Here is an 11,625-nt window from a genome sequence, read left to right as displayed (position 1 = left end):
GCAGTCATCTCGAGGATGCGCCCCCTCCCAACTCATTGATTGTCTCATCCTTGTCCCCTGACTTCTCTGGGTGACTGCCTGCCACCCAAGCCTTAGGATAGCTACAGTCGGCCGACCTCGCTACTCGAACGCGTTCGGCGGCCCTGGTGCCGTTCGTTGGGCCCCCCTAACACATCGAACTTATGTTCTAAGCACTGGCCTCGTTGCAGCTGCCACATAGGGGTGCCCAGCATGGAAATGGTCAATCGGGCAGGAGGGAGATCTTCTGCCAGATCTTGCCGGCCATGCCGGTCGTCATCGTCTCGATCGTGCTAATCGTGTCCAGGACGAGACTGTCCTCGGATTCCTCGGCGCACACGGCGGCGACCTTGCCGATCAAGCTGAGCAGCTCGGAGCAGTAGTCGAGATAGTGCTCCAGGTCATCGCGATCCAGCCCCGGGTCGACCGACACCGAGGTCTTGACGAAGTCCGGGCGCAGCCGCTCGGGGTCCTTGGTCAACTGGTGCATATCGACGATGTGGGCCAGCGACCGCAGCCGGTGCAAGGTCCCCAACAGCTCCCGGCGCGCGATCCGCTCCGGCAGCGCGACCAGGAAAAACAGCGCGATCCCGGCAAAGACGAGATCGTTGATCAGCGACTCGACCAGCGGCACCCACTCGAAGGACTGATCGGGCCCGTGCAGGACGGCGTCCCGGACGGTGACGACGAGCAGGGCGGCCGTGGCGACCAGAATGACCGCCCCGACGAGCCGGGTGAACCACGCGACCGCTTTCAGGCGCCGGTGACGGCCGGGCCCGCTGTCGCACACGTCCGCCGCGATCGCGGCCAGCTCCGCCGCGACGGTGTTGAGCCCGCGCTCGGGGAAGCGGGCGCGGATCCGCTGCCCGAGCCGTTCGACGGTGCGGTGCACAAGCCGCGGATCCAGCCGCTCCACCGTGCTCCTGACCACGAAGGCCGAGCCTAGTTTCTCCCCACGGACCCTGGCGAGCGACGCCCTCGGGAAGGCGGGGCGGCTCACCCGGGCAGGCGCAACGGGTGTTCCGGCAGTGGCCGGCCCGGCCGGTAGGGCCCGAGGAGAACCGAGAGCGACGCGAGGGCGTGCAAACCAGCCAGGACCGCGATGGCCCCGCGAATTCCGAGGTGGAAGCCGAGCCAACCGGCGGCTAGCCCACCCAGCGGCATCGTGCCCATATTGATCAACGAACTCGCCGAGAGCACCCGGGCCATGACCGCGGCCGGAACATAGCGTCCCCGGAAGGCACCGCGCAACACATTGGCGCCGACGACGCCGACCCCGACACAGGCGGCGCCCAGCGGCACGAGCGCGACCAGCCGACCGGGCTGCGCGGCGGCGATCAACAACGCCGTGGGGCCACCGAACACCTGCAGCGCGACCATCGCGGGCCCCTGGCCGAGCCACGCCGAGACGCGGCGGGCGATCGCCGCCCCACCCAGGCCGCCGGCGCTCCCGACCGCAATGACCACCCCGGTCCAGCCGGCGTCGAGGTGCAGATCCCGGACCAGGAAGAGGACGAGCAGCGCACCATACCCGGTGAGCGCGAAATTGGACGCCCCGCCCTGCCACGCCATGAAGCGGACATAGGGATCGCTTCGGAGAATGCGCAGGCCGGCCCGCACGGAGGACCACATCGGCTCCCGCGGCGGCGGCTCGTGCGCCAGCAGCTGCGCGGGCTGCATCCGCCACAGACAGGCCGCGGAGACGAGGAAGGTCACGGTATCGAGGGCAACGGCATACGCGGCAGAGAGCAGGGCGACGAGAGCGCCGCCCAGGCTCGGGCCGGCGACCTGCATTGCCGACTCGGTCCCCACCAGGCGCGAGTTCGCGCTCTCTAGATCGCCTTTCGCCACCACGCGCGGGATGAGCGAGGCGTATGCCGTGCGGAAGAAGACCGCGCCCACGCCGACCCCCAGCGCCGCCAGGAGGACGTGCGCGAGCGTGAGCCGGCCCAGCGCCCAGGCGAGGGGCACGGTCACGGTGGCCAGCGCCGACCACAGGTCGGCGGCGATCATGATCCGCCGCGGGTCGCCGCGGTCGATCCACACCCCCGCGGGCAGGCTGAGCAGGAGCCAGGGCAGCCAGGTGGCCGCGGTGAGCAGGCCCATCATCCCGGGCCCGGCGTCGAACGCCGTGACCGCGAGCAGCGGGAAGACCAGCGTGGTCATCGAGCCGAGGACGCAGATGCCCTCGCCGAGCCAGAGCAGGCCGAAGTTCCGGTTGTGACCCAAGGCGGGGACAACCGGTCTGGTTGTGATGGTCATGGCGTTCGGGCGCCTCCGCGACGGATCGGAGCGACGACGGAACGCAACGGTTCGCGGGTCCTCATGGCTGCGCCGGGAATCCGCGCGCGAAGACGATCACCGACTCCCGGTCGGCGCCGTCGTCCGGGATCTGCCGCTCCCCCCACCTCAGAAGGACGGCAATCACCTCCGCGGCCACCTGGTCCAACTCCTGCGGGGTGACCTGGAGCCAGTTTTGGGTGGCGAAGGCGGCATCGCCCCAGACTGGGTCGGAGTCGGCATTGGCCAGCCAGGCCTGGACCCGCTCGATCTGGCGCCGCAGCTGCAGCGCCTCGGCCTCCCGGGCGGCCGTGAGAGCGGACGCGTCCCCTGCGAAATCGCTTGTCGTCCAACGCGTTCCGCTGGAGACCAGGCGCCACCAGCGCTCCCGCTTGTCCTTGGCGAGTTCGGGGGCCTCTTCGACCAGACCGGCGTCGGCCAGCACCTTCAGATGGTGGCTGGCGTTGCCGACGGCCTGGCCGGTGCGGCGGGCGAGCATCGATGCCGTCGACGGGCCGTCGACCTTGAGCGCGTCGAGCATGCGGGCGCGGAAGGGATGGGCGAGCGCCGCCAGGGGGGCAGCGTCGCGGAGTTGGCGCACTTCGGGTTTCGTCATACCCACAATCGTAGTTGCACAATCATTATTGCGCAATGTTGCTTTTCTATACGTCGAACTCTCGCTGCGCGGCGGCATACGCGGCCGGTGACTGCCCGACGGCGGCGGTGAAGTCGCGGGTCAGGTGCGCCTGGTCGCTGTAGCCGAGATCGGCGGCGACCTCGGCCCACCGGGCCTGCTGTCCACGCGCGACCCGCTCGGCCGCCTCGATCAGCCGCAACCGGCGCAGCATCCACGTCGGCGAGATCCCGGCATACTCCGAGAACAGTCGTTGCACGGTGCGCACGCTCATCCCCGCGTATGCCGCCAACTCCCCCACGCGATAGAGATCCGGCTTGTTCGCGGCCGCGTCGGCGAGGGCGGAGACTTCGCGCGCAGTGCGCCGTCGCTGCGGATCTGCCTGGGCCCGAACAGGTTCGAGCGCTGCCAGGAGCAGCTGGGAACGCGCGGACGCACCCTGGGCAGCCGCCATCGCCGCCCCCAGCGCCCCCGCATCCAGCGGGAGCACCTCCCCCATCGCCACCTCCTTGTCGGTGTATGCCGCCACGCTCGTCGCGATCAGCCCGCCGAGGCCGCCGACGGTCGTCTTGGCGGCGACATTCCAGCCGCTGCCGCTCAGCACGCGGGTGGTCCGGCGGCGGGCGACCCCGACGACGCGCGGGCTGACGGCATACGGCCCCGGGGGTGGGTGCGGGCCGGGCGGCGGGCCGGTGCCGACGCTGATGTTCACCGCCGGCAACGACAGCACGTCCTGGCGATGCACCTCGCCGGGCTGCAGATCCCACTCGACCGACCACACCCAGTCGAGGATGCCCTCGAAGGCGTCCGGCACCGAGAACCGGTCCAGCCGCACGTGCTCGGCCATCCGCGCCGGGTGCAGGATCGCCCGCGAGTCGGCGGCAGGGTCGGGCGGGTCGGGCACGAATCGAGGATAAATCGCGCAGTGGCGCGAATCTTCAAGCAGCGCCGCCCGACCGGGACCTAACGTCACTGGCATGACAACCAACGACACCGCCACCAACACCGGCGCCGACACCACTGCCGCCAACACCGGCGCCACGTCCACCGCCGAGCAGGTCCGCGCCGTCCTGCACCAGCTGGCCGACGTCCTCGACGGCATCCGCGACGACCAGGCCAGCGACCCCACCCCATGCACCGAATTCGACGTCACCGACCTGCGCGAGCACATCGTGGGCTGGTCGAGCGCCTTCGCCGCGGGCTTCGCCGATTCCGGCGGGCAGGCGCCCGAAGCCTCCGCGACCGCGGTCGAGGGCACCGGGGCGGCGCAAGTGCGGGCCGCCGGCGACCGGCTCGTCGAGGGCATCGCCGGCGGCGGGGCCGAGCGGCCGTTCACGCTCGCCGACGGCAACGCGATGCCGGGCGACATGGCCCTGGCAATGACGTTGTGGGAGTATCAGGTCCACGGCTGGGACCTCGCCACTGCCACCGGCCAGCCGTGGTCACCCGACGAGGCACCGGTCGAGGACTCGATCGCCTTCGCCGAGCCGATGCTGACGCCCGACTTCCAGGGCGAGGGCAAGGCGTTCGCGCCCCGGTTCGAGATCGCCGACGACGCGCCCGCGATCGACCGGCTGGTCGCCCTGTCCGGTCGCGATCCCCGGTGGACGGGTGCCGACACCGTGTCCTGATCAGCCCGCCGAACTGATATGAAGCGGGCATGACCGACGACCTGAGCCGGCATCCCGCCGTCGCCCGCGTGCTCGCCGCGCTCGCTGAGCGCGGCCTGTCCCCGCAGGTGCGCTACCTCCCCGACGCCGTGCGCACCGCCCAAGCGGCCGCGGACGCGCTCGGGATCACTCCGGCCGAGATCGCCAACTCGCTGATCTTCGCGGCGATCGACGACGAGGGCGCCGCGAGCCCGCTGCTGGTGATGGCTTCCGGCGGCCACCGGGTGGACACCGCCTTCCTCGCCGCGCGACTCGGGTTGGCCCGCTTGGATCGAGCCGACCCGGACTTCGTGCGGCGGCATACCGGGATGACGATCGGCGGGGTCGCCCCGATCGGCCACCCGGCGCCGATCCGCACGATCGTCGACACCGACCTCGAGCCGTTCGCGCACGTGTGGGCGGCCGGCGGCCACTCGCACACGGTCTTCGAGACGACGTATGCCGAACTGCTGGCGATGACGCTCGGCGCGCCGCACCCCGTCGCGGGAGCGTGACGCGCCTTAGCGCACCGCGGCGAGCCCGAGATTGCCGAAGGCCTCCAGCGTCGCGCCGGAGTGGTTCATCGTGATGAAGTGCAGGCCGGGGGCGCCCTCATCGAGCATCCGGCGAGCCAGCTCGGTGGCGATCTCGACGCCGACGCGCCGCACCGCCTCGGGATCCCCCTCGACGGCAGTGAGCCGCCGCACCACCGGCTGCGGCAGCGGGGTGCCCATGAGTTCGCTCATCCGGGCGATCTGCTTCAGGTTGGTCACCGGCATCAGGCCGGGCGCCACCGGCAGGTCGCGCCGGGCCGCCACCGCATCCCGCAGCCGCAGGTAGCTGTCGGCGTCAAAGACCATTTGGGTGACCGCGAGGTCGGCCCCGGCATCGGCCTTGCGGACGAGCACCTCGACATCGTTGTCGAAGCCGGCGGACTCCGGGTGGATGTCGGGGAAGGCCGCGACCCCGACCGTGAAATCCCCGAGGGTCTTGATCAACGCGACCAGGTCCTCGGCACGGGAAAGGCCCTCAGGGTGGGCCACCCAGCGCCCGTCACCACCGCGCGGCGGGTCGCCCCGCAGGGCGAGAATGTTGCGGATGCCGACCGCCGCATACTGCCCGACGACCCGGCGCAACTGCGCGACGCTGGCCCCCACGCAGGTCAGGTGCGCCATCGCGGTCAGCGTGGTTTCCTGGGCGATCCGCTCGGTGACGGCCACCGTGCGGTCCTGGGTGGTGCCGCCGGCGCCATAGGTCACCGACACGAAGTCGGGCTGCACCCGCTCCAGGCGGCGGATGGCATCCCACAGCGTCTCGGCGCCGGCCGGCGTGGCCGGGGGGAAGAACTCGAAGCTGATCGTCGGCCGCGATTGGCGCAGGTCGGCGGGGATGGACATGCCGTCAAGGTTACCGGCCGGTTGGGCGGCGGCTGCGGGCGCGGCATACAGTTGAGGCCAGCCACATCCAAGCCAGCCACGACGAGTCCAGCAGGAGGCGCCGGTGGGCGAGCGGATCGACCTGGACGCCGTGCGCTCGCGGGTCGATGCCGCCGTCGCCGCCCAGCTGGAGCGGGGCAGCGCCGACTTGGCCGAGCTGCAACCGGAAGCGGACGACCTGCTCGGCGTCGTCACAACCTTGCTGCGCGGCGGGAAGCGATTGCGCCCGATCTTCCTGTATGCCGGCTACCGCGCCGCCAACGCCCCCGACAGTGACGCCGTGATCGCGCTCGCCGCGGCGATGGAGTTCATCCAGGCGGGCGCCCTGATCCACGACGACGTCATCGACGCCAGCGATACTCGACGGGGTCACCCCACCGCCCACCGAGCGCTGGAGGCAACGCACGCCCGGCACGCGTGGGACGGTGACGGCGCCCGGTTCGGGGTCGCCGGCGCCATCTTGGCGGGCAATCTGTGCCTCGGCTGGGCCGACCAGGCCTTCGATGAGTGCGGCCTGCCCGCCGCGGCCCTGGCCCGCGCGCGCGGCGTCTTCGACCGGATGCGAACCCAGCTGATGGCCGGGCAATACCTCGACGTCGTCACCTCGGTGCGCCCATGGAGCGAGATGGACACCGCCGCTCGGATCGCCGCCGGCGAGCGGATGATGACCTTCAAGTCGGCGAAATACTCCATCGAGCACCCGCTGTTGGTCGGCGCTCTCGCCGGTGATCTCGACCAGGCAGCGCGCACGGCCCTCTCGGGGTATGGCGTGGCGCTCGGCCTGGCCTTCCAGCTGCGCGACGACGTCCTCGGTGTCTTCGGCGACCCGAGGGTGACCGGCAAACCGGCGGGCGACGATCTGCGCGAGGGCAAGCGCACGGTGTTGCTCGCGCACACGCTCGACGGGCTCACCACCGACGAGGTCGCGTATGCCGAGCACTGGCTCGGCCGCCCCGACCTCGGCCCCGAGCAGATCGAGCGCCTCCGTGCGCTGATCGTCGCCGCCGGCGCACTCGATACGGTGGAGGCCCGGATCACCGAGTTGGTCGCGAGCGCCCGCGCGGCGCTCGCCGGCGCGAGGATCACCCCGGCGGCTGCCGCCGCCCTGGACGAACTCGCCGACCGCACCACCGCACGCAGCACCTGAGCATTCCCCGCTCCGGAGTGGTCACATCGCCTCCTCCATCGCCCGGCGGCGCACCTCGGTCTTGAAGCCGGCCCGGATCGCGCCGAGGGCGTTCTCCCCTGCCGGCCAGGACGGATCGGGCGCGTGCAGCCAGTCGATGATCTCCTCGTCGTCGAAGCCGCCGTCCGCCAGGACGGTGAAGGTGCCCTTGAGCGCCGCCACCGGACCGTCGTCGTCGAGGAAGCCCGCCGGGATCGACAGCACCCGGCGCTCGCCCCGTCGCACCGCGACCAGGTCGCGGTCCTCGAGCAGCCGGCGGACCGCGGTGACGCGCACCGAAAGCCGCTCGGCGACCTCGGGAATGGTGAGCCAGGCTTGTACCACATCATCCTTCGGATCCACGGCAGACACACTGTCACAGGGTGGGTTATTCTCGGGCGCGTTCGTCACCCGTCTCCCCCGCACGTCCCCCGTGTCTGGCCCTGGAAGGACCACCCCTGCATGGCGCCCTTGCCGCTGCTTGCCCTGACTGCTGCCCTCTCTGCCACATTGCCGGCCGCAGTGCCCACCGCGGCGCGTCCGGCCGCCCTCGCCCCGGCGTTGTCGGTCCCGGTGGTGGTCAGCCATTCGACGACCTCGCAGCGGCACACGGTCGCCGCGGGCGAGACGCTGTTCGACCTGGCCCAGCGCTATGGGACGTCGGTCGGCGCCCTCGTGGCCGCCAACTCCCTGTCCAACCCCGGGATGATCTATCCGGGCCAGACCCTGACGATCCCCTCGGGCGCCGGGACCTCGGCGGCGGCCAGCCCGGCCGCGGCAGGCGGGGGCGGCAGCTACACCGTCCGCGCCGGTGACACGCTCAGCCACATCGCGGCGGCGACCGGCTCCAGCGTCGCGGCCATCGCCGCGGCCAATGGCATCTCGCCGGGCGCGTTCATCTTCCCCGGGCAGACCCTCAAGATCGGCGGCGGCGCCACGACCAGCGGCACCGCGTCCGCGTCCGCGGGTGCATCCGGCGCCGCCGCGAGCACCGGCCCCACCGCGGCGGCCGCGAAGTGGGCTAACACGATGCCCAGCCAGAGCCAGACCCGGGATCTGATCGCGGCGACGGCATCGGCATACGGCGTCGATCAGCGCCTCGCCAAGGCGATCGGCTGGCAGGAGTCCGGCTGGAACCAAGCCGCGCGCTCCGGCGCCGGCGCCGTCGGCGCGATGCAAGTCATGCCCGAGTCGGGCAGCTGGGCCGGCGGCCTCATCGGCCGCAGCCTCGACCTGAGCAATCCGCAGGACAATGTCACAGCCGGTGTCGTCATCTTGCGTCAGCTCGGCGCCATGGCCAAGGACCAGGACGAGGTGATCGCCGCCTACTACCAGGGTCTCGGCTCGGTGCGGGAGAACGGGTGGTTCGCCGACACCCGGCAATATGTGGCAAACGTCAAGTACTTCATGACGCGCCTGTGAGATCCGGCCGCTGAACACCGGCGCGACGAACCCGAGCGCGCGCCGGTGTGGTGGACCGGAGCGCCAAGCCGGGCACCGTAAGATTCGCGCGTGACCCTGCCCGACTCCGACCCGCTCGTCGGGGCCCTCCTCGACGGGCGCTACCGGGTCGAGGAGCTGATCGCGAGCGGGGGCATGGCGAGCGTCTACCGCGCCGTCGACACGCGCCTGGAGCGGACGGTCGCGTTGAAGGTGATGCGTCCGCACCTGGCGGCCGACGAGGCGTTCGTCTCTCGATTCCGGCGCGAGGCCCGGTCGGCCGCGCGCGTTTCACATCCCAATTTCGTCGCGGTCTTCGACCAGGGCGAGGACGACGGGCAGATCTTCCTCGCGATGGAGTTCGTCCCCGGACGGACGCTGCGGGAGGTGCTGCAGGACGAGGGTCCGCTGACGCCGCGGGCGGCGCTGGACATCATGGAACCAGTGCTGGAGGCGCTGGCCGCCGCCCACGCGGCCGGCTTGATGCACCGCGACGTCAAACCCGAGAACGTCATCCTGCGCGACGACGGCCAGGTCAAGGTCGCCGACTTCGGACTGGCCCGCGCGGTCACGGCCGAGACCGCGACCGCGGGCGCCACCGAGGTTCTCGGCACGCTGTCGTATATCTCGCCCGAGCAGATCGAGCAGAGCGCCGTCACCACCCGCTCCGATGTCTACTCGGCGGGGCTGATTCTCTTTGAATTGCTCACCGGCCGCACGGCGTTCACCGGCGACTCGATCCCCAACGTCATCTACCAGCACCTGCATCGCGGCGTGCCCGCCCCCTCGAGCATCGTCGCCGGCTTGCCCGTGGCCCTCGACTCGCTCGTTGCGATGGCGACCGCCAAGAACCCGCAGGACCGGCCGGCCGACGCCGGCGAGTTCCTCCAGGAGTTGCGCCACGTCCGCGGCCGGCTGAGCCCATCGATCCTCGACCGCCTCCCGGTCACGACCGGAGCGCTGGCCGGCGAGACCGCCCCGTTGCCGGTCCCTGGCGCCGGTACTGCGAGCGGCGTCGTGACCGACACCGCCGTCCTCGACGTCGCCGAGGTGAGCGCGACGCAGGCGTCACCGCCGGCCGCCGCGTCTTTGTCACAACCGGCCGCCCCGTCACTGTCGCGGCAGGCCGCGGCCACTGTCCCGCCTCGGGCCTCTCGGCCGTCCGCGACGAGGCGCACGCCCGATCGGACCGCCGCCCCGCGGCGGCGGCGCACCTGGATCCCGGTCCTCCTGCTCGCGCTGCTGCTGGGCATCGCCGCGGGCGCGTGGTGGATGCTTCTTGGGCCGGGAGCCACCACGACCGTGCCCCGACTGGCGGCCCTGACCCAGTCCGAGGCGGTGACCGCCCTGGACCGGGCCCACCTCGATGCCCACCTGGACCCAACCTTCAGCGAGACCGTCGCCAAGGGCATCGTAATCGCCAGCGATCCCTTGGTCGGGACCGTCGCCCACCGCGGTGACACGGTTACCGTCACCGTGTCCAAGGGCCCGGAGCGCTACGAGGTGCCCGACCTCGTCGGCAAAACCCGGGACGAGGCGGTCGCGGCACTGACCAAGGCGCGGCTGCGCGCGGGGACGGTGAGCCAGGACTACAGCGAGACGGTCTCGACCAACAGGGTGATCTCCAGCACCCCGCCGACGGGAACAGCGCTGAAACGCGGCGCCGCCGTCAATCTCGTGCTCAGCCTCGGCGTCAGGCCGATTGACGTGCCCCACCTGACCGGCAAGACCCCCCAGGAGGCCGAGAGCATCCTGACCGGATTGGGGCTGGTCATGGCCACCGGTGAGGAGGTCTACAGCCTCGACGTCGAGAAGGGCAAGGTCGCCGAGCAGCAGCCCGCCACGGGCACCCTGCCCAAGGGCGGCACGGTCACCGTGGCCATATCCAAGGGGCCCGAGATGGTGCTGGTCCCCAATGTCTATCGCAAGACCGAGGCCGAGGCGGTGGCGATCCTTGAGGCCGCCGGCTTCAAGGTCGATGTCAATCGCTTCCTCGGCGCCCCGATCGATCAGTGCACCGGGCAGACGCCCGCCGGGGACTCCATGGCGCCCAAGGGCAGCACCGTGACGATCACGATCGTCTAAGCGTGCCGGGCAGCGACCGAGCGCGGCTGTGGGCGACGCTCCTGCTCCTTGTCGTCACGGCCACCTGGGGCTCGACCTTCTTCCTCATCCGTGACCTCGTCGAGACCGTCCCGTCGGCCGACTTCCTCGTTCTGCGGTTCGCCGTTGCCGCGTTGGCTATGGCCGTGGTGTTCCACCGGCACATCCGGACTCTCCCCGCGGCGCAGTTGCGGTTCGCGCTCATCCTGGGCGCGGTCTATGGCGGCGCCCAGTTACTGCAGACCATCGGGCTGGAGCACACCACCGCATCGGTGTCCGGATTCGTCACCGGCGCCTATGTCGTGCTCACCCCGCTGATCGCGGCGCTCGTCCTACGGGATCGGGTCACCCGGGCCACCTGGGTGGCCGTGCTGCTCGCCACCGCCGGCTTGGCGGTGCTCTCGCTGCGCGGCCTGTCGGTCGGCGTCGGCGAGAGCCTGACGCTCGCTGCCGCGCTGCTGTATGCCGTGCACATCGTCGGCCTCGGCCGCTGGTCGACGGCCGCGCAGGCCACCGGCATGGCGTGCGTGCAGGCGGCCGTGATCAGCCTGGTCAATCTGCCCGCCGCCCTCCCCGGCGGGCTGACCCTGCCCCGCGGCGGGGGCCAGTGGGCCGCGCTGCTCTACATGGCGCTGATCGCCGGCGCGTTCGCGCTGTGGGCCCAGACCTGGGCCCAGGCCCACATGAGCGCCACCCGCGCGGCCATCGTGATGACCACCGAACCGGTTTTTGCCGCGCTCTTCGCCGTGCTCTTCGGCGGCGAGTCTCTGACCGCGCGGATGCTGCTCGGCGGCACGCTCGTTCTCGCCGCGATGTATCTCGCCGAATTGGGCGGTCGCCGGGAGCAGCCGCGCGCGCCCGAGGTGCCCGCGGAGGCCCTGCACCACGAGGGCCTGTAAG

Annotated in this window: 12 protein-coding genes; 6 read left to right on the top strand and 6 right to left on the bottom strand. The window is 71.4% G+C overall.

What is annotated here, in order from left to right:
- Positions 1-241: 241 nt before the first annotated feature.
- From V9G19_RS05065 to V9G19_RS05050, 4 genes are all read right to left on the bottom strand, one after another.
- Positions 242-949, bottom strand: a complete 708-nt coding sequence (locus V9G19_RS05065; RefSeq protein WP_462284403.1) for a hypothetical protein — start codon at positions 947-949, stop codon at positions 242-244.
- A gap of 65 nt (positions 950-1,014) precedes the next feature.
- Complete coding sequence (locus V9G19_RS05060; RefSeq protein WP_462284402.1) at positions 1,015-2,280, bottom strand: MFS transporter; 1,266 nt, start codon at positions 2,278-2,280, stop codon at positions 1,015-1,017.
- Between the two features lie 61 nt (positions 2,281-2,341).
- Positions 2,342-2,914, bottom strand: coding sequence for an ArsR/SmtB family transcription factor (locus V9G19_RS05055; RefSeq protein WP_462284401.1), 573 nt, complete (start codon positions 2,912-2,914; stop codon positions 2,342-2,344).
- Positions 2,915-2,960: 46 nt separating this feature from the next.
- Entirely contained in the window at positions 2,961-3,836 is an 876-nt protein-coding gene (locus V9G19_RS05050; protein WP_462284400.1) for a helix-turn-helix domain-containing protein, read from the bottom strand.
- 73 nt (positions 3,837-3,909) lie between these two features.
- On the opposite strand from V9G19_RS05050, the gene V9G19_RS05045 reads away from it, so the two are divergent.
- Both V9G19_RS05045 and V9G19_RS05040 read left to right on the top strand, forming a co-directional pair.
- Positions 3,910-4,563, top strand: a complete 654-nt coding sequence (locus V9G19_RS05045) for a TIGR03086 family metal-binding protein (protein ID WP_462284399.1) — start codon at positions 3,910-3,912, stop codon at positions 4,561-4,563.
- A gap of 29 nt (positions 4,564-4,592) precedes the next feature.
- Complete coding sequence (locus V9G19_RS05040; protein WP_462284398.1) at positions 4,593-5,096, top strand: YbaK/EbsC family protein; 504 nt, start codon at positions 4,593-4,595, stop codon at positions 5,094-5,096.
- Between the two features lie 6 nt (positions 5,097-5,102).
- On the opposite strand, the gene metF is transcribed toward V9G19_RS05040, so the two are convergent.
- Positions 5,103-5,978, bottom strand: a complete 876-nt coding sequence (gene metF / locus V9G19_RS05035; RefSeq protein WP_462284397.1) for a methylenetetrahydrofolate reductase [NAD(P)H] — start codon at positions 5,976-5,978, stop codon at positions 5,103-5,105.
- A gap of 103 nt (positions 5,979-6,081) precedes the next feature.
- Between metF and V9G19_RS05030 the strand changes: the two genes are divergently transcribed.
- Positions 6,082-7,164, top strand: coding sequence for a polyprenyl synthetase family protein (locus V9G19_RS05030; protein ID WP_462284396.1), 1,083 nt, complete (start codon positions 6,082-6,084; stop codon positions 7,162-7,164).
- 21 nt (positions 7,165-7,185) lie between these two features.
- On the opposite strand, the gene V9G19_RS05025 is transcribed toward V9G19_RS05030, so the two are convergent.
- Entirely contained in the window at positions 7,186-7,545 is a 360-nt protein-coding gene (locus tag V9G19_RS05025; RefSeq protein ID WP_462284395.1) for an Rv2175c family DNA-binding protein, read from the bottom strand.
- A 99-nt stretch (positions 7,546-7,644) separates the two neighbouring features.
- Here V9G19_RS05025 and V9G19_RS05020 point away from each other — a divergent pair, with 99 nt between their 5' ends.
- The 3 genes from V9G19_RS05020 (at position 7,645) to V9G19_RS05010 (ending at position 11,624) form a co-directional block, all read left to right on the top strand.
- The gene (locus V9G19_RS05020; RefSeq protein WP_462284394.1) at positions 7,645-8,604 is read left to right on the top strand and encodes a lytic transglycosylase; all 960 of its coding nucleotides are present in this window, start codon (positions 7,645-7,647) and stop codon (positions 8,602-8,604) included.
- A 90-nt stretch (positions 8,605-8,694) separates the two neighbouring features.
- A complete protein-coding gene (gene pknB, locus V9G19_RS05015) occupies positions 8,695-10,707 on the top strand; it encodes a Stk1 family PASTA domain-containing Ser/Thr kinase (protein WP_462284393.1) in 2,013 nt (670 codons plus the stop codon).
- 2 nt (positions 10,708-10,709) lie between these two features.
- The gene (locus V9G19_RS05010) at positions 10,710-11,624 is read left to right on the top strand and encodes a DMT family transporter (protein WP_462284392.1); all 915 of its coding nucleotides are present in this window, start codon (positions 10,710-10,712) and stop codon (positions 11,622-11,624) included.
- Position 11,625 lies beyond the last annotated feature (1 nt).

This window comes from Nostocoides sp., from assembly GCF_037045025.1.
Lineage (GTDB): Bacteria > Actinomycetota > Actinomycetes > Actinomycetales > Dermatophilaceae > Nostocoides_A.
Note: the sequence above shows the minus strand (reverse complement) of the source record. Positions and strands in the feature narration are given on the sequence as shown.

What these genes read in the sequence shown, in the direction of transcription:
- V9G19_RS05060 (WP_462284402.1), bottom strand. Translation starts at nt 2,280, where the DNA reads ATGACCATCACAACCAGACCGGTTGTCCCCGCCTTGGGTCACAACCGG.
- metF (WP_462284397.1), bottom strand. Translation starts at nt 5,978, where the DNA reads ATGTCCATCCCCGCCGACCTGCGCCAATCGCGGCCGACGATCAGCTTC.
- V9G19_RS05045 (WP_462284399.1), top strand. Translation starts at nt 3,910, where the DNA reads ATGACAACCAACGACACCGCCACCAACACCGGCGCCGACACCACTGCC.
- V9G19_RS05020 (WP_462284394.1), top strand. Translation starts at nt 7,645, where the DNA reads ATGGCGCCCTTGCCGCTGCTTGCCCTGACTGCTGCCCTCTCTGCCACA.
- V9G19_RS05040 (WP_462284398.1), top strand. Translation starts at nt 4,593, where the DNA reads ATGACCGACGACCTGAGCCGGCATCCCGCCGTCGCCCGCGTGCTCGCC.
- V9G19_RS05055 (WP_462284401.1), bottom strand. Translation starts at nt 2,914, where the DNA reads ATGACGAAACCCGAAGTGCGCCAACTCCGCGACGCTGCCCCCCTGGCG.